We start from the raw sequence: 24049 nt of genomic DNA, 5'->3' as shown, positions 1-24049 counted from the left end.
CGAATTGACGCTGGTCAATCGCCTGCGACCGGCCTGTGCGATACGGAAAACCCCGCCCTCGTTGACCCGCGTCAATGGCCCCGGGCAACAGGTGGTGCTTGATGGGCGCTCCCTCGATGGCCCTTGTTCGATGACGGGAGGCAGCATGAGTCGGGTAGCGATCGTCACAGGTGGTACACGCGGCCTGGGCCGCGCCATGGCAACGGCTTTGCATGACGACGGCCTGCGCGTCGCGGCGGTATACCGGGGCAACTGGCAGGCAGCCGATGCCTTCCGTCGCGAAACCGGCATACCGGTATTTGCCTGGGATGTCGCCCATCTGGCCGAGTGCCAGGAGGGTGTCGCCCTGGTGCAGAGAGAGCTGGGTCCGGTGGACGTCCTGATCAACAACGCCGGCATCACGCGCGATGCGATGTTCCATCGCATGACCGAAGCTCAATGGCTGGATGTGTTGCGCACCAATCTCGGCTCCATGTTCAACATGTGCCACTGCGTCATCGCCGGCATGCGCGAACGCGGCTATGGCCGCATCGTGAACATCAGCTCGATCAATGGACGCAAGGGCCAGCTTGGCCAGACCAACTACGCGGCATCCAAGGCCGGCGTACTGGGCTTTACGCGGGCGCTTGCATTAGAGAGTGCGTGTAAGGGCATCACCGTCAATGCCATTGCCCCCGGCTATTGCGAGACGGAGATGGTGGAGGCGATACCTGCCGACACGCTGAAGAACATCGTCGCGGGCATTCCCGTTGGCCGACTGGGGCGACCGGAGGACGTTGCGCAATTGGTGTCGCTGCTGGTCAGTGAGCAGGCGGGCTTCATCACAGGCGCCACGTTCGACGTGAATGGCGGCCAGTGGATGCCGTGAGCTTGATCGGTATCTCAGCGAAAGCTGGACGAGATATTCAACTGCCGCCGGGCAATTCATGCGGCGCCTGCAGCGCTTGAAACTGCGTGAACAGGATGACTAGCCCTCCGGCTACCAACAGCACCTTCTGCGCTCGCATGAATGACGGCCATGTGTCTTCCGAAAAGCCGCTTCCTAACCACGAAAAATATCGAACGGCTCGATCTTCAGCACGCGGCGTACGCCGATGTAGCTGGAGATGGCGGCAATGATTAGCACCATGACAAAGGCCAGCCCCAGATTGCCGAAGGTGATGACGGCCGCGTAATCGGGCAGGCGCAGCTTGGCCAAGGCGATCAGCACCGCACACAGGCCCACCCCCAGACCATAGCCGGCCAGACTGGTGAAAGTGACCTGGAACAGAATCATCATCACCAGCTCGCGCCCCTTGGCGCCGATGGCCTTGAGCGCGCCGAACTTGTCCAGGTTCTCCAGGATGAAGGTGTAGAACGTCTGCGCCGAGATGGAGAGCCCGACGATGAAGCTGATGATGGTCATGAGCATGATGTTGGTGCCCACGCCGGTCTGGTACTTGTAGAAATTGGCGATGCGCTGATCGAACTCGTCGCGGGTCAGGGCGAGATAGCCAAGCTTGGCCACCGCCTGCTTGATCTGCGGCACATGGGCCGCATCGCGAGGCTCTACCAGAATGTAGGAGAGCGTAAAGCGGCTGTTGGGGATGTCCGCCACCGCGCGGCTGTACGTGGTGTACATGGTCGGCACGCCGAACAAGCCGAACGAGGCGACCTTGGCGATGCCCACGATGACGCCGCGGTGATCGTTGATCTCGAACTCCGTCCCCAGCGCCGGACGTTCCAGCTTGGCGTATTCCGCATCGTCCACCACCACGAAGGCATCGTCAGCGAAGATGTCCTCGATGCGGCCTTGCTCCAACGCCGGCCGGCCGACCAGGGTGGCATCGTCCAGGCCCAGCACGGTAACCGATTGGTAAGTGCCGTCGCGCAACTTCACCAGGCCGCCACCGGAGTACAGCGGCGCGGCATAGCTCACCCCTTCCATGCTGCGCACGGCATCGAGCAGGTAATCGGGCATGGGAATGGAGGCCGAGGCGGTCTGCACCGCCGGATCGATCACCCACATGCTCGCGCCGACATTCGCCACCGTGGCGGAGGAGCGAATCAGGATGCCTGCGAACATCGACGTCATCTGCACCATGAGAAACGCAGCGAACGTAATACCCACGAGCAGCGCGGCAAACTTGCCCTTGTCGTTCACCAGCAGCTTGTAGGCCAGCCGGAGGATACCCGCGTAGCTCATCGCGGCGTCTCCCCCGCTGCAGCCGCGGCACCGTTGGCAGGGGCATTCCACCAGCCACCGCCCAACGCGACGTACAAGGCTACGGTGTCCTGGTAGCGCTGCGCCTGGGCCTGCACATAGCCAAGCCGGGCCTGCTGATACTGCGCATCGGCCGCGAGCACATCGAGGTAGCCGGCAAGCCCCGCACCGTAGTTGGCCTGCACCAGGGTGAGAGCCTCATGGGCGGCGCGCGAGGCTTCGTCCTGCGCCGCCAGCGCCTGGGCGTCGTGCTGCAATGCCTTGAGCGTGTCCGCTACCTGGGCGAAAGCCGCCAGTACGGTTTGGCGATACTGAGCGAGTGCACGCTGGTAGTTGTCGATGGCCGACTTGCGCTGGTACCAGCGCGTGCCGCCCTGAAACACCGGCCAATCGGCCGTCGCGCCCGTGCTCCAGAAGCGGTTCTGCGCTTTGTCCAGGCTGCCGAAGGTAGGCGCCTCGCCGCCCACGCTTCCGCTCAGGCTGAAGGTGGGTAGCAACGCGGCGGTCGCCACGCCAATGCCGGCGCTGGCTTGGTGCAGCTGAGCCTCGGCGATGAGAATGTCGGGGCGCTGCCGCACCAGGCTGGAAGGCAGACTCAGGGGCAGTTCGGTCGGCAGGTGCAGATCGTCCAGCGCAAAGCCCGACGCCACGCCTTGGCTGGTCGATTGGCCCAACAACAGCGACAAAGCGTGATCCGCCTGATCGCGGCGCTGCGCCAGATTGGCAAGCGACGCCTCGGTCGTGGCCAGTGCGCTACGCACGGACGCCACGGCGGAGTAAGGCACGGTGCCCGCATCGGCGCGGGTCTGGGTGATGGTCAGCTGCTCTCGCTGCCGTTGCACCAAGCCCTCTGTCACCGCCACTTGCTCGCCATACGCCTCACGCGCGATGGCGGTGTTGATCACGTTGCCGCTCAGGGCCAGGTCGGTCGCCAGCAAGGTGTCGCGTTGCACATCCACCGAGGCGCGCAGCGCCTCCACCTCGCGGCGCGAGCCGCCGAACACGTCCAATGCATAGTTGATCGTGGCACCCAGCGTGAAGAGATTGAAAATGCCGCCGGCACCCGCCAGGCCAAAGCGCGCGGGCGACTGCCGCTGCCGCGCAGCCGATAGCGCGAGATCGGCCTGCGGAAAGAACACGCCATAGCCTGCTCGCAGATCGTCCTGACTCTGGCGCAGTGCGGCTTGCGCCCCCTGTGCGCCGGGGTTGTCTGTCAAAGCCCGTTCAACGAGTGCATCCAGGTTGTGATTGCCGAACACGCGCCACCAGTCCTGCTCGATGGCCTGTCGCTCATTCAGTTGTTGCTGCTGGCCCAAGGCCGTCATGGCGGCCGGCAGTTCAGCCGACGGCAGATAGCCCGCGTCGCTCGGCGGCTTGGGTCGCACAAAGTCGGGGCCGGCGGCGCAGGCAGTGAGCAAGGCGGCGAACACCGCTGGCAGGAATCTATTTTTCGCCCACATAGACGTCCACCAGCTGGCCCGGGTAGATCGATGCCCCACCCGGGTTGCGGAAGCGGAAGATCACCGGCAGAACGCGCAGGTCCACACGCTCCGTGCGCTGATCGGCCAGTTCGATCTTGGGTGTCACGTAGGGTTGCGTTCGCACGAACTCCAGCGGAAGAGTCAACTGCGTGCCACGCACCTGCATCTGCGCGCGAATATGGTCAGGCGGCGGCAGTCGCGCAAGCAGTATCTCGTCGATGTAACAGCGCACGGCCAGGTAGTCCTGGCGCGCCCCCATCACGACGACGGGGTCGTAGCCCTGGGTGTAGCTGTCATACGCGCCCTGTGGGGAGACGTAATTGCCTGCGGTGGTGTTGATCGCCAGCACCACGCCGTCGATCGTGGCGTTGACCGTGTATTTGCCCAACAAGGCACCCGATGCCCTCGCCTGCTCCTGCAGCGCGTTGTATTGCATTTGCTGGTTGTTGATGTCGTAAACCCACGAACCGGCGCGGGTAAGCTCGTACTGCCGCGTTGCCAATTGTAGGTTTGCCTCAGCGGACTTGAGCGCGTTGGCGGCGCTGTCCAGCGCGTCGCGACTGATCGAGCGCGGGTCGGTGTCGTAGGAACGCTGCTGCTTTGCGTAAGAGTCTGCGGCCGTGCGGCGATTGGCCTGGGCCACATCCATTTGCGCCTTGGCGACAGCCAACGTCTCCTTGCGCGGCATCGCCTTCAATTCATCGAGCAACGCCTGGGCCGCCTTGGCTTGCTGCTCCTGCTGCGCCACGGTGGCGCGCTGCACCGTGTCATCGATGCGCAGCAGCGGCGTGCCCGCGCGGACCTTGTCGCCTTCGTGCACCAGTACGGCTGCCACCCGACCCTGCACCTCGGGGTAGATATCGATGTTCTGGCCACTGGGGAGGTAGCTCTCCACGATGCCGTTGGCGTAGATGCCATGTTCGAACGGATTGCTGGCCGGCTTGAAGGCGGGCGCCAGCGGCTTGTGCGGCACGCTGGCAATGATGGCGCTGCCCAGGGCGAGCAGCACGCCCAGCGCGGCCAGGCCGAACAGGTAGCGCGGCTTCATGCGTGCCCCTCCTCGAAGCCGACCACGCGGCCGTCTTCCATATGCATGATCCGGTCGGCGAACTCGAAGATGCGCTGATCGTGGGTGACGATCAGGATGCATCGTTCTGGCGTGAGCACGCTCTCGCGGATGAATTGAAGGATGCGGCGACCCGTATCGCCATCCAGCGACGCGGTGGGCTCGTCCAGAATGAGGAAGTCAGGTTGCCCCGCCAAGGCGCGCGCAATGGCAACGCGCTGCTGCTCACCGCCGCTCAGCTTCACCGGCGGCAGGTCGGCCCGGTCGGCCAGCCCCACCACCTCCAGGTTGCGGCGCCCTTCGGACACCGATTGGTTCCAGTCGCCATGCCGCAGAATGAGCGGAATGGCGACATTCTCGGCCGTGGTGAGCCGGGGAAACAGGTGGTAGTCCTGAAACACGAAGCCGATGGTATGCAGGCGGAACTCAGCCAGCGCATCCGCATTCAGCGACCACAGATCGGTGCCGTCCACCTCCACCGTGCCGCCCGAGGGCCGCAGAATCCCGGAGATCATGCTGAGCAAGGTGGTCTTGCCGCTGCCGGAGGGCCCGACAATAAAGAGCACCTCACCGAACCGCACCTCGAAACTCACCCCGCTCACGGCAACGGTAGCAGCGGCGCCCTCGCCGAAGGTTTTGGTCAGGTCTCGCGCAATCACGGCCGCCGGGTTCATGCCACGACGTTAACGAGTGTCGTTTCGGGCATATTGACGCCCGTCAACGCGACGGGAACGGCGACTCCTACGCCACCCGGGGCCGTGTGCAAGCCCATGCCGGCCGATGTATCTTGACGGGCATCGACCCGACCCGTGGCCGGGTATGGAACGTACCCATCCCACTTTTCCGGTGACTGCCTGCGCCCATGATCGAGCATGCCAAGACGTCACCCGCGGCTACTCCGCATGTATTGGTCGTCGATGACGACATGGAGGTGGCCGCCCTGGTCAAGCGCTACCTCGGCACCCAGGGGTTTACCGTCAGCTCCGCTGGCAACGGCACGCAATTGCGCGAGTCGCTCAAGACCGGGCCAATCGACCTCATCCTGCTGGATCTCGGCCTGCCGGGCGAAGACGGCCTGGAACTCACCCGCTATCTGCACAGCCACTGGAAGGGGCCGGTGATTATCGTCTCCGGCAGGGGGGAGTCGGTGGATCGCGTGGTGGGCTTGGAACTGGGTGCGGATGACTACGTCACCAAGCCGTTCGAACTGCGCGAACTGCTGGCGCGCATCCGTAGCGTGCTGCGCCGAACCGGCCGCAACGGCGAGCCGACGCCCGCACCGGAGCGCCGCACCACCACCCTGGTGTTCCGTGGTTACCGCATGGACACCGCCGCGCATGTGTTGCGTGACGCGGCCGGCATCGAAGTGCCCCTCACCACGGGCGAGTACGAACTGCTCAAGCTGTTCCTCGAACACCCTAACCGCGTGTTGACGCGCAACGACATCATGGCGCGCATTCACGGACGCGACGCGGGCCCGTTCGACCGCGCCATCGACGTGCAGATTGGCCGGCTCCGCCGCAAGATCGAAACCGACCCCTCCCGCCCCAGCCTGCTCAAGGCCATTCGGGGTTCCGGTTACATCCTTACCGAACAGGTGCACAGGGAATGAGCGAGCCGGCCAACCTCGTGGCGGGAGCGGACCTGTTCCGAGCGCTGTTCGACACCGCGCCGGACGCCATGATCGTGGTCAATCGCGAGGGCTGCATCGTGCTGGCCAATCCGCAGGCCGAGGTGATGTTCGGCTATGGGCGGCACGAACTGCAGGGACAGGCCGTGGAAGTGCTGCTGCCCGAGCGCGTGCGGCTGGCACACCAGTCGCATCGGGCCCAATACATGTCCAGCCCCCGTGTGCGCCCCATGGGCGCGGGTTATGAGTTGACCGGCGTTCGCCGCGACGGCCATCCGTTTCCCGTGGAGATCGGCCTCAGCCCCATCCCCATCGACGACGAAGTGCTGTTCGCCGCCTCCATTCGCGACATTTCCGAAACCCAGCGAGCGCGCCAGGCGCTGGTGCGCGCTCGCTACGACGCTGCCGCCGGCCAGGTGAGTCGACTGCTGCTGGAGTCGCCCAGTTATGAAATGGCGGTGGACAACATGCCATCGCTCATCGCCACCGCGTTGGCCGTTGGCGCCGCCGCGATTCTTTTTCGTGACGTGCACGGCGGCAACTGGCATTGCAGAGCCGCCACCGGCTTGTCGCGCACGCTGCAGAAGACCGTTTGCCGCGACCTTTTGGAAAGCGGCTGGGGAGTGGACGCTCGCCATCTCGAATTCGGGAGCACCGGCATCGAGGGCATGCCGCCCGAGTTCACCCGTACCCGTGCAGCGCTGGCGGAAAGCCTGTTCAAGGACGCTGCCCTGGTGCCCCTGCCCGACCGTCACGAGTCGATGGGCCTGCTATTGGTGCTCGCGCGCGAGCAAGGCAGCTTCGACCACGACAAGATGCATTTTCTGCAATCGGTAGCGAATATGCTGGCCGCCGCTGTGCAGCGCAGCCGTAGCGAAGAACAACTGGCCCACGCCCAGCGATTGGATGCCGTGGGTCAGCTCACCGGCGGCATTGCGCACGACTTCAACAACCTGCTCACCGTGATCTCGGGCAATCTCCAGCTGCTCGACGCCACGCTGCCCGAAGATCCGTTCTCCCGCGAGGCACTGGATAGCGCCGCACGTGCCGCCGACCGCTGCGCCGCGCTCACCAGCAAGCTGCTTTCGTTCGCCAGCCGGCGGCGACTGTCGCCACGCGCCATTCGCCCCGCGCAACTGCTGGCCGAACTGCGCGACATGCTCGGCGGCACGCTGGGCGAACGCATCGTCGTGAGCACCAACTGCCCGGATTCGCTGCCGGCCATCGACGTGGACCCATCGGAGTTCGATGCAGCCCTGGTCAACTTGGCGGTGAATGCCCGCGATGCGATGCCGCGCGGCGGCCGACTGGACATTACCGTGCGCCTGGCCGACCCAGAGGGCGATCACCTGAACGCGCCCGCGGGCGATGCGCAAGTGGTGTTCCGCATTCAGGACACCGGCCTGGGCATGACACCCGAGGTGCTCGCTCACGCCCTGGAACCGTTCTTCACCACCAAAGACGTCGGCAAAGGCAGTGGCCTTGGCCTGAGCATGGTCTACGGTTTCATGAAACAGTCTGGCGGCCACCTGAGCATCGATAGCCAGCTTGGCTATGGCACGGCAGTGGAGCTGTATTTCCCCGCGGCCGTCAGCGAGGCCCCGCAGGCAGCCACAGGATCACCGATGCCGCGCAATGGGCACGAAACCGTGCTGGTGGTGGAAGACGAGCCGGAAGTGCGCGGCATCGCCCTGCGCTTTCTGCGCTCGTTCGGTTACGCCACCTGCGAGGCGGCCGGCGCCGAGGAAGCGCTGCATCTGCTGCGCGAGCGCACAGACATCGACCTATTGTTCTCCGACATCGTGCTGGGCAGCGGCATGACCGGCGTGGAACTGGCCGAATCGGCTCGCCGCCTGCACCCGCGTATGCCTGTATTGCTTACCTCGGGCTACGAAAGGCTTTCTCCCGATGTAAACGGCGCGGCGCTCAAGCGCTTCACCGTGCTACCCAAGCCTTACCGCAAGGAAGACCTGGCCAGCGCCGTGCAACGCGCGCTGGACGCGACCCACCCGCAAGGCTAGCGCGTCGACCTCAAGCAGCCTGACCAGCCAGGGCGCGCAGCGCGCCGTCGTCCAGCAGCTGCACTTCGCGGCGGGCCACATCGATCAGGCGCATCTCGTGCAGCTTGGTCATCACGCGACACACCGTTTCGTTGGTCAGCGCGAGGAAGCTGGCGATATCGGCCCTGCGCATGCGCAACATGAAATGCCGGGGGCTGAAACCCATGCGAGCATAGCGACGCGCCTCTTCCAGCAGGAACGTCGCCACCCGCTGCTCAGCGTTCAAGGTGCCGATGGCCAGCATCCAGGCATGGTCGGCGCGAATCTCGCGGGCCAGCGCGGCGGTGAGGCGAGCCTGCAGCTCAGGCAACTCCCGGCCCGCTTCCAGTACCGCGGGATAAGGCAACTCCCAAGCTTCCCCGCTCTCCAGCGAAATCGCGCCGGAGGCGTGCGTGCTCAGGCCGATCGATTCGATCCCGAGGAAATCGCCCTTGCCGCGAAAACCGGTCACCTGGTCGCGACCATCATCGGACAGTTCCACCAGCTTGATGAAGCCCGCATGCACCAGGAACAGCGACTTGAACGGCTGTCCTACGTGGTAAAGCGGTTGCCCGGCGACAAGTTTGTGCCGAAACACCGGCACGTATCGCTTGAGTTGTTCGATATCCGGCATCTTCACCATCTCCTCGCCCTCGTCCCTGCGGCGGGCGACGGTCGACGGGAAAGCCGTGGTGGATTCCAAGCGCATGTTCATGGCGACACCCCTCTGATCGCGACATCTCGCTGGGTGGTGACGTTAGCGCCCGCCTGTCACATGGCGACGTCCTGGCTGCAACAGTTTGTAACAGTGCGTAACAGCACCCGGAAAGCGTGGAGTTGATGCAACTCAACGCACCGGTCTGTCACCTCGCGATACTCAGGCCATGCCAAGGACGTTGATACGACGCACCATGACCAAGGCCTCACCCTTTATCGATGTCGCCGCAGTGGAGGCGTGGGACGCCTGGTTCCGCTGGCGGCAGCGCGATGACCTGCGCGACCTCTCCATCCAGGACACGTGGGCTCGCGTGTCGCGCACGCTAGCGTGCGGTGACGCCGCACCCGACCTGGAACATCGCCTCGCCGAAGCCCAGGAATCCTGGCGCCTCCTGTTCGATGAACGGCTATTGCGGAGCGCCGGCACAGAAACGCCGGACTGGCCCGATCGCGACCTGGTGGCGAGCATCAACCTGGCCGCCCTGATCACGAACCTCGGCACCGATGAGGCCTGGCTGGACATGGCCGCCCTGGAAACCACCAGCGAGCTAGCCGTGCAGGCCTTGGACAACGCCGCGCAATTGGCACAACGCCAAACCGAACACCCGGGCGCCGAACTACGCATTGGCGTCATCGGGCTGGCCGATGCCCTGCTGCTGATCGGCGTGCGCTACGAAAGCGCGCGCGGCCGAGAGCTGGCCCACGCAGCCGCGCGACACCTCGCCGCCGGCTGCCTGCGTGGCAGCTTGCGTCTGGCGGCGGAACGCGGCGCACGCTGGCAACTCTCCGATCTACCCACCCAAGCCTACAAACTGCGCGAGATCTCCCCCGACCTCGCCGCCGAGGCAGAGCGCACCGGGCTGCGACACACCCGACTGACCGCCATCACATCGCAGCCACGCCTCGCCCTGCTCGCCAACAACGTGACCGATGCAGTCGACCCGTTCTCCAACCGGGACCGCCTGCAAACCATTACCGAAGGGCCAACCACACGCACCGTAGGCTCGCCGGGTTACGCCGTGGAAAAGCTGCGGCGCCTAGGCATGCCGGCAATGCAACTCACCGCGCTGACCGCGAACGCCGAAGCCTCGACCGGGGCGCAAATGGATCTACGCGCCGCCATGCAGATGTGGATCGACCAGCCGATTCTCTATCCGCTCTGCGGCACTGACAACGATAGGGCGACGCAATGGAATGAAGTACCGGGATAGAACTTCAGCTTTAAGGAAACGCTGATTTTGATCGTCATCCCAGCGAACCCCAAAAAGGGGGCGAGAGCTGGGATCCAGTGCCTGCAATTCTCCGATTGTGAAGACACTGGATGACCAGCCCTTCGGCTGTTAGAAAGCATCTCCTGCTTTCGCCCCCTTTTTGGGGTCCGCAGGAATGACGGACAAGAGGTCGCTTAATCAGACCTTCCTTAAGAGCAACCAATTTCAAAGCGAAGGTGCGCACTCATGACTGCCGGCCTTCTATCCAAGCAATTCCCTGTTCCAGCGCACGGCGCAAGCTAGGCATATCCGGGTTAGCGACGTCGTCGATACGCCACTCGCCCGCCTCGTGACGGAGCGTCAACTCGACCGTTTGCGGATGGCCTAGGTTACGGAAGGACACAACCACACGCGTTTGGCCGTTGGCTACATCAGCATCCAGGTGATCGACGGCGCGTATATCAAAATCCTGACAAGCGCATAGGGGATCGGTGCCCAGCACGCCAACTTCGCCGTGCAAAAGCTGCACGTCTCGCTTCACCAGCGCCCGTAAGGAGCATGTAATCCGCTCGGACGCAACATCCCCACCCAGATACATGCCTGGGCCGTCGCCCCGGTAGTGGGCGTAGATGTCATCGATGCGCCTTGGGATATCTGCGGGCTTAGCGGCGACGCAGGCGGCAAGTAGGGGCATGCTCGGGCTGGCGTCGCCGTCGACCCATAAGCCCCCGGCCTACTTAACGGTACAGCTTGCGAACGATCGTTTTGCCGGTTCAGTGCCATCTATGACCTGTGATCATGGCGTTGGACACACACGATCAACCTGCACGCCAGACGCGCCTTCCCTAAGGCAGAAGGCTGCACCCACTGTCCTAGTTGTTTGCTTGGGGCGACCCCCCTCTTCTTCGAAGAAGACTTCCAACAGATAGTTGGTTTGAAAGGACAGATCGGTCAACGCAGCGGGCACGACGACTTGCGTGTCCGGATACGACTTCAGCAGCACCAAATGATCGCCTCGCCAGCCGTGAGTGAACGTGATATCCCATACAGTTTCAAGGCACTGACGGCCTTCGCGGCGACAGAGAAACACGCGACGGATACTCCCATGGCTTGTACCCGCAAGAAGTGCTGCCGTCGATGCCGTCACTCGCCCCGAAGCCCAGCTTATCGGTATCTCGGGAGGAAGTTTTGAGACAGTCTGAGCGCTCAAGGCCACAAGACTCAGTGCAGAACCAGCCATCCACAAACCCATCGATTTCATTTTCATGGATCAATAGCCTTTCGGAAAACTGCCAAGCATCGACCGAAACGAGGCAACACTGGATGTGTCGTTGCGCGTGAGAGCCAAGTAGCAATCTTTGATGATGTCGCCCTGCAGCTCGATGATGTAGCACTACATTGTTCCTCCCGACTCGGGCTTGCACAAATACTGATCACAAACGATGAATTGATTTGTGCGTGCCTTGCCTAAGTACGCGCACTGGCAAGAAGCCAGCGAGGGGAAGGATGCTAGCTAAAAGGCGGTGCACGGAACCAGCGACATATATCGTTTCATTGATGAATGGAGCCATCAGCGTGGCGCAATTACTCGTTCAAAGCATCCCTAGGCCAAACAGTCAAAATAGCCTCGAACCCCAATTCGTTACGCCGCCGACGCCCGGCCGTCACCAACGTCACGCCCCTCTGCCCATCATCGCTAGCGCTAGAACGCTTGCAGGAGCCAAGACTCACTCATCGATGCCTTTCAGCTTCACCTCTTCGATGGCGCCATCCAATCCTAGCGACTGATAAACCAGGGCATCTTCGGAAGAAATGCGGGCGTGGCGCGCACCCTTTGTAACTGACGCCCCATTCTCTCGCAGAACGTGAAGCCACTCGACTTGCCCTGGCGCGCAGATGCCCGCCTCATCACCAGACGTGCAGTAGTAAAGCAGGTAGAAGTAGGTCACTCCTTGATCGGACTTGATGCAAGCCCATCCTTCAATGGCTGCATCTAGGACCTTTCGATTGCCTGCAATCGCCTTACGAACGTAACGCCCATCTGTTTTCAGCTCTACAAGGCGATTCGTCGTTGCATTCCGCAGACTGAGTCGCTGGCTTAAAACTTGACGATCCGCATCGGGAATCTCGAGATAGGCAGTTTCATTCATGAGCACGGCGTCGCCGCAAGTGAGCGACCCCGACACATGCCGAATTTGATTCGATGCCTTGACGAGGTATGGCACCCCCGTCAAGCAAAGCATCGCAGAAACGAAAGTACCTACACCTAGCCTCATGATGATTTTAATCCTCTGTCAGATAGCGATTGAATCGCGCACGTGCGTCTTCCATGGACATCCCCGACTGACTCGCTCCCGGTAGCGATGTCCACTCTTTCCGAAGAAATGGAATGGCCTTCTCAATGTTTCCCGCCTGAACATATTGAAGGGCGCCTCGCGTCTTCAGCTTGTACCGCGCGATTATGTCCTGCGACTCGGGTGAGAAGTCGCTAACTAAGCCACTGTCCTTGGCCTCCTCCCATGTCTTAAAGAGAATCTGGTAAGCGCCCGCAGCAGAGGAGGTCTTCCCCCATTTCGTGACAGGTGTTTTTGGATGCTTGGAGTAACCGCTAAAATGTCCACCTCCGTACATTGTGTGATAGACGCTAACGTCGTCGGACTTGTGTTCTGCAAACCTGACCAAGCGCAGAAACGCACGCACATTCTTTTCTTGACGATCGGGTGTTGTCGTGTTCACAGGCCCATTGCCAACTTGCGCCGTCCATTGCGATGGTTCGCCATACGCAGCCTTTGCCATCGCTGTGTCGCTCATGTCATGCAGCTCGATCTTAGCCACATGCATGGCATCCTTCTGCAGCAACTGCGTAACGCCAGCCGCCGTCGTGACGCCCTTGATGATGTCGCCATTGTTCATGGTGATGCTGTACGGCTGATTGGGCACAGGCCGGACGCCATCTGGCATGGTCACAGTAAAGCGCCGCTGGGTATCGCCCACGTTGAACTCGGGCATCGCCATGGTCTGGCTATCGGCGCCTTGAAAGTCGTAGGCGGCCGCCTTGACGCGGTAGGTGCCGGGGCAGCCCATCTCGATGTCGCCGTTCTTGAGCGTGATATAGGCCCCGTCGCACAGAAAAGTGATGTGCTTCTTGGCTACTGCCAGGATGTGGTCTTCCGTGGCGAAGAACTCCAGGCTTTGCTTGCCTTCGATGCGCACGTTACCCATTTGCGATTGCAACCAGGCATCGCCCTGGTGTGCGATCTGGCGAAGGTCGCCGCCCTGGGCGAATAGGCCAAGGCCCTGACCAGCATTCACCGCCACGGCCTGGCCGGCTGTCAGTTGCATGTTCTTTTGCGCCACGCTGTCGACGTGTTCGCCTGCCGCCAGCGTGATGGACTTCGGTGTGCCAGCCGCGATACCTGCCGGGCTGCTGAGCGCGATAACGGGTTGGCCGCCATTCGCTCCGCTTTGGTCGTTAGCCCCATGACCAAGGTCCCGCACGGCGTGCGCGAGTTGCTCCTGAGGCGCTGCATCGTGCGGCACGCCCTGGTGTTGTCCCGCGTAATCGCCCAGTTGCCTGGCGAGATCCAACGCGGCCTCCAGGCACTGGATCAGTTCTGTACGGCTGAGCTGGCCACCCTGCGCATTGGCTTGGCCATCGGTGGAAAGGAACAAGCCTTTGGCCGCGCGCACGGCGCCATATTCATCCGAGCGCAGCTCGAAACCCTCGCCACGCGGTGCGCCACCTTGGGGGCGCGGGTGCGTGAGGTAACCCAGATGGAGCGCGGTGGCGCCGTGATCGCTCATCAGGGCCGCGCTGATCTGTTGGGTCGTGTCGTCGAGCCGCAGTTCGTTGGCCCGTTTGCCCTTGAGTTCTCGGCTGCGAATGGGGCTTAGCGCGTGGAACTTGGGCAACTCGTACGGCGGCGGGTTGACTGCCGGGTGCGTGCGACCCGTGATCAGCAACTGGTCCGGATCGCCATCCAGGAAGCTAACGACCACTTCCTGGCCGATGCGCGGAATGGCCATATGGCCCCAGTTTTGCCCTGCCCAACTCTGCGATACGCGAACGGGGCACGAGCTGTGTTCGTTCTCCTGACCGTCGCGATCCCATGGAAACTGCACGCGGACACGCCCAAATTCATCACAAAAAACGTCCTCCCCGTCCGGGCCGACCACCGTGGCAATCTGGGGGCCATCGATGCGTGGCTTGGGTATAAGGGGCGGTCGCCACTCGATGCGATCAGGGATGATCTCCGCCTCGTACTGGTAGAAGCTTCCCACCAGGGCATCGGCGCTCTCTTCCTCCTGGCTGGTGCTTTGTGTGCCCCGATGCACCATGCACACGGTACGCCAGCCGGCGTTCCACTCCTCGCGCGGATGATCGACGAGGTCAAAAGCAAAGCCAGGCGCGAGCCGAGCGTCGTCGCCAACGATATGGGCCACCTTGGCATCGCGGCGCAAGGAAAGCAGGCGCGCCTCGGTGAACAGCTTCCCCGCCTCGTCGCGCTTGTAGCGCCCGGGATAGTCGTAGCGCTCGTAGTCGGTGGCCTGATGGTCAAGGCCTCGGGATCGATACGTATGCTGTTGGTTGTAGCGCGGATTCTTGAACGTGTAATCGCGCTGGGTCTGAAGCGCGGTGCGTACCTGCTCGGTGTAGGTGAACTCGGTAATGCACGGCATTGCCTGATCGCCACCTGGGGTGGCGTTGTAAGTCACCGAGCCGCCCTGGGTCACCCCTTGTACGTACGTGTGATCCGAATGCATAACACGGTGGCCGTTCGCATCACTAACGATGGCGTAGTAAAGCCCTTCTTCGCTGCTGATACGTTCGAAGAACTGGAGATCGGTCTCTCCCGGCTGGCAGCAATACTCTCGGGTAAGGTGTTCGCGATGCAGTATCTGCTCGACGCCCACCACGCCCGAACGCTTCAGTACCTCCAGCGCAATGGCGGGCACGGTTTTCTGCTGGAAGATTTTCCAATTCGAACGCAGCGCTGCCCGCGCCAGCAATGGCTCTACCCGTACGCTATAGCGCGTTCTGCGAAACCCAGTGGCGCCTTGCGAGGCGCTCGATATGACGCCGTGGATATATCGCACCGGCTCGCCGTTCTGCCAAATCGTGAACCGCGCCTCGTGCTCCAGCAACGCACCGAAATCCAGCGCCGGGTCGGGGCTCGTTAGCTCAACGTCCAGGCAATACGTTTCGGAAAGGCCCTCGGTCAACTGAAAGCTGACCACGTCGGCGAGCTTTGGTGCACGGTTGCTCGACGGATGGACAAGTTCAAACGTAAAACGCACATCCTTTGGCACGGCGCGATCCTCAATGGGCATAGACCTCGCCACGATGGCGAAGTGACCTACGTTGTGCATGTAGGTCGGCCCTGAAAATCGCGTCGCCCTCGCGCGCAATCCATTCGCCTGCGTATTGACGAAGGTGGATTGCGGGCGTGGGCGCAAGCCTGGCTTGATGAAAGCAAGAAGTTGCCCGCCCGACCAGGCCGCGCCGTCGCCCTTGTCTCCGCTTGCCTGGTAGCGGCGCCGTGCCTTGGAAGTTCGGCTGGACAGCTTCTCCATGTGAGCGCATTCAGCGCACCAACGCCCACTGCGAATGCTCGAAATCGGCGCGTACCAAGCATGGCCCCGATGACAGAGCCAGTGCAGCTTGGCTAACGCCGTTACGTATTCCGTGGAGAGGCATCGGCCACCCCGATCGGCCGCCTCCTTATGCGCCACGTCGATACCGAGCCGCCGCCCGTTGGAGAAACACGCGCGACACCAGCCACCCTCCAGAATACTGGTGCCCGTGGCGGACCACTCGTGACCGCCGCCGCAGCGAAATCGATAGCTGGCGTTCGTGCCACCGTAGGTCGCGTTCAGGCACTCGCCGCCACGCTCACGTGCAGCTGCATGAATGCGCTGCAAACCATCCGACAGCAGCTTTTCTTGCGTCGTACGCGCATAGAAACACGGCGGGCACCATGCCCCATGGTGCAGGATCGTGCTGCCCCTGCTCTCCCACTCATGCCCGTGGTCGCAGCGGAAGCGATAGTACTTGTTCACGCCTTGATAGTCGGTGGATAAGCATTGACCGCCACGCGCCTCGGCGGTGCTCTGTAAACGCTGCAGACCATCGGCCAACCACATCCGACGCCGAGTGGCTTGTGCGCTGCATCCCGGGCAACTCAGGGTGGCCGCATGAATAACACAGCCTTTGCGCATCCACGTATGGCCTGCATCGCAACGAAAACGATGCATGGCGCCATAGCCCAACCAAGCCGTCTCCAGGCACACGCCCCCGGCTTCACGTGCCAGCTCATGCAGCCTCGCCGTGTGGTTCTGCGCCACACAATGCGGGCACTTGGGCAGTCGCCCCATCAACAAGCCTTGCAGATTCCTGGTGAAGGCATGGCCATGCTGGCATTGAAAGCCATAATTGGCCGAGCGCCCGCGCCATAACTGGTCAATACATCGAAAGCCGAGCTTGGCGAGCTTGTCGCGCAGGCCCGCATAGCGATCCACGATGGGGTGGGCGGTGCTGTGCGCACTGTCCTTCGGCACGACCGTGTCCACGGGATTAGGGGTTCAAGCTCGATAGCAACTGAGCACCGCAACTCGTGCGATGGCCGTGCATCGCCACGGCCTGCCCCTGCCATCGATATGTGGCATCGCCTTCCACGATCTGCGTCACGCCGCAGGTGGGACAAGACACCAGGTCGCCCACGATCACCACTACACGTCCGTCGATGGTCCATGGCCGCGACACCGGCAGCACCTTACCGCCGTGCGTCGTGTCGTCGCCCACGCGTATGGGGCGTTTACCGGGAAAATTCATGACTTCGCTCGCTCCTTTTGACGGCCTCGGTACTCAACCGCATGCGGCCGTGGTGATGGCGTTGGCGTGGCGCGCCATCACGGTGACTCCTTTCGCCACGCCTCGGGGTCGACACTCGGCTCACTCGCAAGCCAGTCGTCGAAGATCTTCTTTTCGTGATCAATCTTGGCCTGGTCGAGTGGGCGAATGAACACCTCTTGCTGCCGTTGCTCGGCGCGCCACTCGGCCAAGATGCGCTCGGAGGGTTCCTCACTACTGGCTGTTTGCGGCAACAGGTTCACACCGAACGGATTGCTGCTCGGCTTACGGCCGGGCGTGGGCGACGTGAGCGTGATCACGGTGGCCTGGTCGGCGCGGCGCAGCGGCACGACCACGCTGGTGTCTGCTTGCGTATAGGTGGCCATGGTGGCCAGGGCGATGCCCACAAAGGGCGACGCGGCGCCGGTATCGCCCAGGCGCTGCGTGAGGTCGTAACTCTCGTGCGACTCCAGTAGATCCAGCGGGCTGCCGGCGGCCTTGAGCGCGGGTATTAACTCGGCCAGCGCCTGCCCCGGCTTGCCGCTGTCGAAGAACACGCGCGACGGTGCTTGCGCTACGCCTTGCTGACTTTGGGTCCAGCCGCTGGCCAGGGCCTGCGTCAATGCATCGCCTTTCAAGCGCGCATCCGGTTTGGTGGGGTTCGTGAGCGATACCGTTACCGGGCGGTGCAGCTCGGCCAGAACGGGCAGCGCATCCCATTGCGCGAAGGCGCGGCGGTTCCACGGCAGCGGAATAAACGGCGAGGCCTGAAACGTCCACTTGGGTTGCCGCTCCCAGCCCGCGAAGCGGGGCGAGATGGGATTGGGATTGGGCTTGGTGTACGGCGCAAATGCGCGTAGCCACGCCACGCGTTCGGGGCGGGCCACCACTAGCGCCACCATCGCGTTGACCAGTTCACCGGGTTGGCGTGGGCCACTACCGGCCCCCACCAGCTTTGTTCCCCTGCTCGAAAGTGCGTAAGCGATGTTCAGGCCATCCACCACATACACCAGCAAGGCAGGCATATCCGGATTGGCCTCGAACGTCTTGAAGATGCCCTCGATCACATCCTCTGGCGTGTCGCTGCAGATCTTGCCCTGATCGAGCTGCCGGATCTCGTGCCAATGGAGGCCTGCCGGCTGGCGCAAGTCACTGACCATCGCCGTCAACATTTCCTGCACTCCCTCTGGTGGTATACGCAATCGCTCCGCTCTCGGGTTATAGCCACGCACGACGGTGATCGTGGGGATGGGCCAGGCTTCCAAGAAATCCTTCAGGCCCAGCTCCAGCGCATCGGCCTTGCGCTTGTCCCAGGCCTGATCCTTGGCACTAGCGGTTACTGGGTACTTGGTCGGATCCATCGGCAGAATGGACCCCAAATGCAGGCTGGCCGGCTGGCCGGCGTCCTGCTGCTGCAACTGATTCCACACCTGGCCCTGGCGGTAAACATCCACCACCAAGCCCACGCGCAAAATATCCAGCGTATCCAGGTGCGGCGAGGTGATGGGGGCGCTGTAGAGCGGCGAGGTCGTCATCGAAGGCACATCCGTAGCAGGCGGCGTGGCGACCAGGTGCGTCGTACAACCGATAGCCGCCGGCGCAAAGCTCACCAGCATCGCCGCCCACGTGAGCCACGCCGCACGCACGCCTCTGCTCTGGCCATGCCTACTCATTCCTTGAGCCACGCATCCAGATCGATGCCCGGTGCACTGGCCAGCCACTCATCGAAGATCTGCTTATCGCGATCGATCTTGGCTTGGTCGAGTGGGCGAATGAACACCTCTTGCTGCCGTTGCTCGGCACGCCACTCGGCCAGAATGCGTTCGGAAGGTTCCTCACTGCTGGCTGTTTGCGGCAACAGGTTCACACCGAACGGATTGCTGCTCGGCTTACGGCCGGGCGTGGGCGACGTGAGCGTGATCACGGTGGCTTGGTCGGCGCGGCGCAGTGGCACCACCACGCTGGTGTCTGCTTGCGTATAGGTGGCCATGGTGGCCAAGGCGATACCCACAAAGGGCGAAGCGGCGCCGGTGTCGCCCAGACGCTGGGTGAGGTCGTAGCTCTCGTGCGACTCCAGTAGATCCAGCGGGCTGCCGGCGGCCTTGAGCGCGGGTATCAACTCGGCCAGTGCCTGCCCCGGTTTGCCGCTGTCGAAGAACACGCGCGACGGTGCTTGCGCTACGCCTTGCTGACTTTGGGTCCAGCCGCTGGCCAGAGCCTGCGTCAATGCATCGCCTTTCAAGCGCGCATCCGGCTTGACGGGATTGTTGAGCGATACCGTCACCGGGCGGTGCAACTCGGCTAGAACGGGCAACGCATCCCATTGCGCGAAGGCGCGGCGGTTCCACGGCAGCGGAATAAACGGCGAGGCCTGAAACGTCCACTTGGGTTGCCGCTCCCAGCCCGCGAAGCGGGGCGAGATGGGATTGGGATTGGCCTTGGTGTAAGGCGCAAACGCGCGCAGCCACGCCACGCGTTCGGGGCGGGCCACCACCAGTGCCACGATGGAGTCAGTCAACTCACCGGGTTGGCGTGGCCCGGTGCCCACGCCAATCAGTTTGTCGTTGCGGCTGGAGAGCGCACGGGCCATGTTGTAGCCCTCCACCACATACACCAGCATGGCAGGCATATCCGGGCGTGCCTCGAAGGTCTTGAAGATGTCCTCGACCACGTCCTCTGGTGTGTCGCTACAGATCTCACCTTGCGGTAGCTGCCGGATCTCGTGCCAATGCAGGCCCGCGGGCTGGCGCTGGTCATTCACCATCTCATGCAACATCTCCTGCACACCTTGCGGTGACGTACGCAAGCGCTCCGCCTTGGGGTTATAGCCACGCACGACCGTGATCGTGGGAATAGGCCAGGCTTCCAGGAAATCCTTCAAACCTAGCTCCAAGGCATCCGCCATGCGCTTGTCCCAGGCCTGATCCTTGGCGTCGGCCGTCACCGGGTACTTGGTCGGGTCCATCGGCAGGATGGAGCCCAGATGCAGACTGGCCGGCTGGCCGACGTCCTGCTGCTGCAACTGGTTCCACACCTGGCCCTGGCGATACACATCCACCACCAAGCCCACGCGCAAAATATCCAGCGTATCCAGGTGCGGCGAGGTGGTGGGGGCGCTGTAGAGCGGCGAGGTTGTCATCGAAGGCACATCCGTAGCTGGCGGGGTGGCCTGCGCCGCCCCCGAGAAGGAAACCGAACAGCCACCCACGGCGGTGTCGGCGAGAGCAGTGGCGGACAGGCCCGCCCCGACGAAGGCAAGCAGGGCACTAGCGGCACGTCGCCATTTCCCACGCGACTTAGCGCTCGGCACGGGTTTCACTCCGGACCAGCGTGGGCAACCGTGCCTCGAAGTACTCGCGATACTTCTGCGGCTTGCCGTTGGTGTGGTAGTCAGCCGTGGCGTCGATTAGCTTTTTATGCAATTCCGACTCCGCGCGATACAAAGTCAAAGTATCGACATCGGGACTGTCGCCAGGAATTTGTGCTTCCTCGTCTGTACCAGCTCGACCGCCGCCATAGCCTCTTCTTTCACCCCACCCCAACCGCCAATCCGCCACGCGACACAAGTACGTATAGAACGCCTCATCATCAATGCTCTTGGCCTGCCCAATGGCCAGGTCGTAAGCCACCGCATAACGGCTGTGATCCGGGTTGGCGGGAATGGCCGAATGGAAGGAGAGCGCATCGGCCTTGGTCAGTTGCTCGTCGGGCACCTCCATCAGGCGCTTGCGTGCATCGCTGGGCGACTCGGTGCGGATAACGCGCAGCTTGCTCCCCATCGATGGCAGCACGTCCTTCACCTTGGTGTGATCGAACGGCTCTCGCTGCCGATTGATCGCCGCCTGCACTTGCTCGGGGTCCGTGCCCAGGGCGAAGGCGGGGTCAGCGGTGTCCACGTCGTAGGTTTTGTACACGCCGGGCTTCCACGCGCCATTGGTGATGGCGATGGAGGCATCGATGGGGTCCATGCGCGACTTGACCATGTGGATGCCGTCTTTGGCGCCGGCTTGCACCACCACATTGCCCACGCCGTCAAAGTGGGCACGCAGCGGGCGCGGCAGCTTGGGGGCGTTGACGGTCACGGTTTGCCCCTTATCCAGTTCGGTCTTGGGCAAATTGCCAAACCAGCCTTGGCCGTTGCCGTCCCAGGTGCTTTCACCCTCCAGCCGCATGGTGTAATCGTGAGGATCGGTACCCACCTCCTCCGGCTGGCCGTTGCGCGCGCGCAAGGTAAAGATGCGCTGGTAGAGGCGGCCCCCGCAGGCATCCAGTACCGAACGCGGCACGCCCTGCCAACCGATGCCCTGCACGTTGAGCAGGCCGACGGTTTGGTCCTCGGGCGTGAAATACAACGTCACGTTGCCGCGGTTGTCGCGTTCGTCGAACACGGCTTGCGCCTTGCCGAACGTGGTAGTGCATTGGCTACCTGTCCAACGCAGGCCGCCAATGCAGCCGGCATGGCTTGGGTCGGCCATGTCCGCCAGCGAGGGCGTGGCATGCGGTGTTTCGCCAATGAATGCCACGATGTTGGTCAGAGTATCCAGGCGCGCTTGCGTGGTCTGCTGCCGCCCGTGCATCTGGGTGCGGTCCATGCGGGACTCCACCAAGCTATAGGGCGAGTTCATCAGCACGGCGCCGTCGATGGGGCGCTCGCCGGCATCCTTGAGAAAGGCATTGGCCAGTAACGTAAGCATGGTGCCCTGGCTATGCCCCACCACATTGACGGTATCGTCGGGGTGCTTGGCACGAATGATGGACACCAGCATGGCAAGGCGCTGCGCCGCCAGCACCATGTAGTTGCGCCGCGGCGCCGGCAGCAACGGATGCCCCGGCGTGCCCACGATGGGGTTCATGGGAATAAAGCCGAACAGCATGCCGCTGAACCCGCGCTCCCACATATCCGGCACGGTGGTGGTGGCATTGGCAAAGGCGCCGCCCTCTTTGGTGCCGGCCTTGTCCAGACGGTTGCCGTGGCGATCCAGCCATTCGCCGTGGGGCGTGTCTTTTTGAATGTAATCCTTCTTGGTCTTGGGATCGAAGCCGCTCTCCTCGCGAAAACCCCAATAGAACGGAATGATGACGCTGCGCGAGCCGTGGCCCGGCTTGCCGTTGTTGGCTTGGCGACGGAAATAGACGGCATCCGGATCGGGCGCCAGGTGATCGTCTTCACTGGGCAGCGAGTATGTGGCGGGCACCAGCGCGGCGGTGTTGACCTGGCCGCGTGCATTGGTGAGGTGGTCCAGGCGCTCATTGAGCCCTTCGCACAGGCCTTTTTCGATATCGGCGTACACGCCCGAAATAGGTGGCGACCAGCTACCTATCGCCCAGGTGATCGGCATTCACACATGTGATTGAAATGTGAATTCAGCCCTTTATGCAGGCTCACGACGCCCAGGGACATTCCCCCAAAGGGGCGCGACCTGGCCTGACGATGGCATTCAGGGCATTTCTAAGGAAACTCTGATTTTGATCGTCACCGCTGCAAACCCCAAAAAGGGGGCAAGAGGTCGCGTAATCAGGCCATCCCTAGGAACAAGAGCGATATCGCGTGCCATCTCGACAATTTCGGGCGCGCTGAGCTGCTGCAACGGCGCGGCGGTACGCCGATTGGCTGCTGCTGCGAACGGGGTATTGAGCTGCATCAATACCCTCGCCACGCACGGGCGCACCCTGTTTCTTCGCCGCCGTTTCGCTGGGAGACTGCCATGCAAGATCAGACCCACCTACCCGCTTCGCGCAAGGCGACATCGACCGACGAACCGATCTTTCCCGCTAGCACCATCCAGGCGGGGCTGGGGGCTTTCAGCGCATGGACGCAGGACTTTGCACGCGCGCAGGCCGATTGGCTGCGCTTTCTCAACGAACATGCGAGCCGCGACACTGCGCTGTTCTCCCGGCTGACGCAATGTGCCAGCCCGGGTGGTTACCTCGATTGGCAAAACGCCGTATGGGCGGAATGGGCGGCCGACACCATGGAGCTTCAGCAGCGATGGCTGTCGTTGATGGGTGATGTCACGCAGCGGCAGCTCGATCGCGTGGGCTTTACGCCGGTCGCCGGCACCTAGGGAAGGTTTGATTGAACGACATGTTGCTCGTCATTTCTGCGCCCCGAAAAGGGGCAAGAGCAGGAGGCGCTTTTCAACTGCCGAAGGGTTGGTCATCCGGTGCGTTTACCTTCAAGTGTTTACAGGCACTGGGTCCCAGCTCTCGCCCCCTTTTTGGGGCTCGCTGGGATGACGATCAAAGTCAGAGCACCCCTAGCCTGCGCATCCACGATGCGATCCATGAGGGTTACGCCATGTCCATGCTTAGCCCAACGTTGTTGCAGATTCCCCCGGATGGCTGGCCCGTTCGTCTGCGCGATGGTCAAGCCATGCTGGTGCGCCCGGTTCACGACGAGGATGTCGACCTGGAGCAGGAGTTCCTGGGACAGCTTCCACCCGACGTGATGGCGCAATGTTTCATTGGCTTGATCAAACCAGGCCGGCAGCAAGCCGTGGACGAACTCACCCAGCCGGACCTCGGCCACGAGCTGGGCATTCTGGCGTTGGTGAATCATCACGGCCGCGACAAGGTCATTGGCGTGGCGCGCTACCGCGTCAGCGACGATGGCGCCCGTTGCGATTGTGCCGCCGCCGTCGCGCCGGATTGGCGCAAGCGCGGGGTGGGCAGCGTGCTGATGCACCATTTGATCGGCTTGGCGCGCCTGCGTGGTGTTCAGCGCATGTACGCGGTGGACGCGGCTCGTTGCGCCGGTGCGCACGCCTTGGCGAGCTATCTGGGTTTTCAGAGCTGCCCAGATCCAGACGATCCGGCCGCCGTGACCTATCGACTGGATCTGCGCGACTGAAG

General features: G+C 62.7%; 19 protein-coding genes. 6 read left to right on the top strand and 13 right to left on the bottom strand.

Annotated elements, in window-relative coordinates; translation table 11 throughout:
• Positions 1 to 145: 145 nt before the first annotated feature.
• Positions 146 to 868 (top strand): acetoacetyl-CoA reductase, encoded by a 723-nt coding sequence (phbB, locus tag AC3G2C_RS09840; protein ID WP_488384459.1) that lies wholly within the window; start codon positions 146 to 148, stop codon positions 866 to 868.
• Positions 869 to 1042: 174 nt separating this feature from the next.
• Here the strand turns inward: phbB and AC3G2C_RS09835 are convergent, their stop codons facing one another.
• Genes AC3G2C_RS09835 through AC3G2C_RS09820 form a run of 4 tightly spaced genes read right to left on the bottom strand, consistent with a single transcriptional unit; the run spans position 1043 to position 5424 of the window.
• Positions 1043 to 2185: an ABC transporter permease gene (locus tag AC3G2C_RS09835; protein WP_488384458.1), complete on the bottom strand. Its 1143-nt coding sequence runs from the start codon at positions 2183 to 2185 to the stop codon at positions 1043 to 1045.
• Positions 2182 to 3663: an efflux transporter outer membrane subunit gene (locus AC3G2C_RS09830; RefSeq protein WP_488384457.1), complete on the bottom strand. Its 1482-nt coding sequence runs from the start codon at positions 3661 to 3663 to the stop codon at positions 2182 to 2184. Before AC3G2C_RS09830 ends, AC3G2C_RS09835 begins: the two co-directional genes overlap by 4 nt.
• The gene (locus AC3G2C_RS09825; RefSeq protein ID WP_488384456.1) at positions 3647 to 4732 is read right to left on the bottom strand and encodes an HlyD family secretion protein; all 1086 of its coding nucleotides are present in this window, start codon (positions 4730 to 4732) and stop codon (positions 3647 to 3649) included. The genes AC3G2C_RS09830 and AC3G2C_RS09825 overlap by 17 nt, the downstream gene beginning before the upstream one ends.
• On the bottom strand, positions 4729 to 5424 hold the full coding sequence (locus AC3G2C_RS09820; protein WP_488384455.1) for an ABC transporter ATP-binding protein: 696 nt from the start codon (positions 5422 to 5424) through the stop codon (positions 4729 to 4731). Before AC3G2C_RS09820 ends, AC3G2C_RS09825 begins: the two co-directional genes overlap by 4 nt.
• Positions 5425 to 5612: 188 nt before the next feature.
• Here AC3G2C_RS09820 and AC3G2C_RS09815 point away from each other — a divergent pair, with 188 nt between their 5' ends.
• The gene (locus AC3G2C_RS09815) at positions 5613 to 6362 is read left to right on the top strand and encodes a response regulator (protein ID WP_488384454.1); all 750 of its coding nucleotides are present in this window, start codon (positions 5613 to 5615) and stop codon (positions 6360 to 6362) included.
• Positions 6359 to 8401, top strand: coding sequence for a PAS domain S-box protein (locus tag AC3G2C_RS09810; protein ID WP_488384453.1), 2043 nt, complete (start codon positions 6359 to 6361; stop codon positions 8399 to 8401). Before AC3G2C_RS09815 ends, AC3G2C_RS09810 begins: the two co-directional genes overlap by 4 nt.
• A 10-nt stretch (positions 8402 to 8411) precedes the next feature.
• On the opposite strand, the gene AC3G2C_RS09805 is transcribed toward AC3G2C_RS09810, so the two are convergent.
• A complete protein-coding gene (locus AC3G2C_RS09805; RefSeq protein WP_488384452.1) occupies positions 8412 to 9134 on the bottom strand; it encodes a Crp/Fnr family transcriptional regulator in 723 nt (240 codons plus the stop codon).
• A 196-nt stretch (positions 9135 to 9330) separates the two neighbouring features.
• On the opposite strand from AC3G2C_RS09805, the gene AC3G2C_RS09800 reads away from it, so the two are divergent.
• Positions 9331 to 10347: a hypothetical protein gene (locus tag AC3G2C_RS09800; RefSeq protein WP_488384451.1), complete on the top strand. Its 1017-nt coding sequence runs from the start codon at positions 9331 to 9333 to the stop codon at positions 10345 to 10347.
• A gap of 244 nt (positions 10348 to 10591) precedes the next feature.
• On the opposite strand, the gene AC3G2C_RS09795 is transcribed toward AC3G2C_RS09800, so the two are convergent.
• The 8 genes from AC3G2C_RS09795 to AC3G2C_RS09760 form a co-directional block, all read right to left on the bottom strand.
• Positions 10592 to 11041: a DUF3828 domain-containing protein gene (locus AC3G2C_RS09795; protein WP_488384450.1), complete on the bottom strand. Its 450-nt coding sequence runs from the start codon at positions 11039 to 11041 to the stop codon at positions 10592 to 10594.
• Between the two features lie 1033 nt (positions 11042 to 12074).
• Positions 12075 to 12497 carry a hypothetical protein gene (locus tag AC3G2C_RS09790; RefSeq protein ID WP_488384449.1) on the bottom strand — a complete coding sequence of 141 codons (423 nt, stop codon included), beginning with the start codon at positions 12495 to 12497 and terminating at the stop codon, positions 12075 to 12077.
• A 133-nt stretch (positions 12498 to 12630) separates the two neighbouring features.
• Positions 12631 to 16905, bottom strand: coding sequence for a type VI secretion system tip protein TssI/VgrG (gene tssI, locus AC3G2C_RS09785; protein WP_488384448.1), 4275 nt, complete (start codon positions 16903 to 16905; stop codon positions 12631 to 12633).
• A 16-nt stretch (positions 16906 to 16921) separates the two neighbouring features.
• Positions 16922 to 17179: a PAAR domain-containing protein gene (locus AC3G2C_RS09780; RefSeq protein ID WP_488384447.1), complete on the bottom strand. Its 258-nt coding sequence runs from the start codon at positions 17177 to 17179 to the stop codon at positions 16922 to 16924.
• A gap of 77 nt (positions 17180 to 17256) precedes the next feature.
• Positions 17257 to 18843, bottom strand: a complete 1587-nt coding sequence (locus tag AC3G2C_RS09775) for a type VI lipase adapter Tla3 domain-containing protein (protein WP_488384446.1) — start codon at positions 18841 to 18843, stop codon at positions 17257 to 17259.
• Between the two features lie 23 nt (positions 18844 to 18866).
• Positions 18867 to 20336, bottom strand: coding sequence for a type VI lipase adapter Tla3 domain-containing protein (locus tag AC3G2C_RS09770; protein WP_488384445.1), 1470 nt, complete (start codon positions 20334 to 20336; stop codon positions 18867 to 18869).
• 157 nt (positions 20337 to 20493) lie between these two features.
• Entirely contained in the window at positions 20494 to 22536 is a 2043-nt protein-coding gene (locus AC3G2C_RS09765; RefSeq protein WP_488384444.1) for a T6SS effector phospholipase Tle3 domain-containing protein, read from the bottom strand.
• A 99-nt stretch (positions 22537 to 22635) separates the two neighbouring features.
• A complete protein-coding gene (locus tag AC3G2C_RS09760) occupies positions 22636 to 22839 on the bottom strand; it encodes a hypothetical protein (protein ID WP_488384443.1) in 204 nt (67 codons plus the stop codon).
• 63 nt (positions 22840 to 22902) lie between these two features.
• Here AC3G2C_RS09760 and AC3G2C_RS09755 point away from each other — a divergent pair, with 63 nt between their 5' ends.
• Positions 22903 to 23262, top strand: coding sequence for a hypothetical protein (locus AC3G2C_RS09755; RefSeq protein WP_488384442.1), 360 nt, complete (start codon positions 22903 to 22905; stop codon positions 23260 to 23262).
• Positions 23263 to 23495: 233 nt separating this feature from the next.
• Complete coding sequence (locus tag AC3G2C_RS09750; protein ID WP_488384441.1) at positions 23496 to 24047, top strand: GNAT family N-acetyltransferase; 552 nt, start codon at positions 23496 to 23498, stop codon at positions 24045 to 24047.
• Positions 24048 to 24049: the final 2 nt, after the last annotated feature.

It is taken from the genome of Frateuria sp. sgz306004, from assembly GCF_057750885.1.
This window is presented reverse-complemented; position numbering and strand designations above follow the sequence as displayed.

Coding starts and splice junctions, on each gene's coding strand:
- AC3G2C_RS09750 (WP_488384441.1), top strand. CDS start 23,496: ATGTCCATGCTTAGCCCAACGTTGTTGCAGATTCCCCCGGATGGCTGG.
- AC3G2C_RS09805 (WP_488384452.1), bottom strand. CDS start 9,134: ATGAACATGCGCTTGGAATCCACCACGGCTTTCCCGTCGACCGTCGCC.
- AC3G2C_RS09825 (WP_488384456.1), bottom strand. CDS start 4,732: ATGAAGCCGCGCTACCTGTTCGGCCTGGCCGCGCTGGGCGTGCTGCTC.
- AC3G2C_RS09820 (WP_488384455.1), bottom strand. CDS start 5,424: ATGAACCCGGCGGCCGTGATTGCGCGAGACCTGACCAAAACCTTCGGC.
- AC3G2C_RS09755 (WP_488384442.1), top strand. CDS start 22,903: ATGCAAGATCAGACCCACCTACCCGCTTCGCGCAAGGCGACATCGACC.
- AC3G2C_RS09815 (WP_488384454.1), top strand. CDS start 5,613: ATGATCGAGCATGCCAAGACGTCACCCGCGGCTACTCCGCATGTATTG.
- AC3G2C_RS09795 (WP_488384450.1), bottom strand. CDS start 11,041: ATGCCCCTACTTGCCGCCTGCGTCGCCGCTAAGCCCGCAGATATCCCA.
- AC3G2C_RS09780 (WP_488384447.1), bottom strand. CDS start 17,179: ATGAATTTTCCCGGTAAACGCCCCATACGCGTGGGCGACGACACGACG.
- AC3G2C_RS09800 (WP_488384451.1), top strand. CDS start 9,331: ATGACCAAGGCCTCACCCTTTATCGATGTCGCCGCAGTGGAGGCGTGG.
- AC3G2C_RS09765 (WP_488384444.1), bottom strand. CDS start 22,536: ATGCCGATCACCTGGGCGATAGGTAGCTGGTCGCCACCTATTTCGGGC.
- AC3G2C_RS09790 (WP_488384449.1), bottom strand. CDS start 12,497: ATGAATGAAACTGCCTATCTCGAGATTCCCGATGCGGATCGTCAAGTT.
- AC3G2C_RS09760 (WP_488384443.1), bottom strand. CDS start 22,839: ATGCAGCTCAATACCCCGTTCGCAGCAGCAGCCAATCGGCGTACCGCC.
- AC3G2C_RS09810 (WP_488384453.1), top strand. CDS start 6,359: ATGAGCGAGCCGGCCAACCTCGTGGCGGGAGCGGACCTGTTCCGAGCG.
- AC3G2C_RS09830 (WP_488384457.1), bottom strand. CDS start 3,663: ATGTGGGCGAAAAATAGATTCCTGCCAGCGGTGTTCGCCGCCTTGCTC.
- AC3G2C_RS09770 (WP_488384445.1), bottom strand. CDS start 20,336: ATGACAACCTCGCCGCTCTACAGCGCCCCCACCACCTCGCCGCACCTG.
- AC3G2C_RS09835 (WP_488384458.1), bottom strand. CDS start 2,185: ATGAGCTACGCGGGTATCCTCCGGCTGGCCTACAAGCTGCTGGTGAAC.
- phbB (WP_488384459.1), top strand. CDS start 146: ATGAGTCGGGTAGCGATCGTCACAGGTGGTACACGCGGCCTGGGCCGC.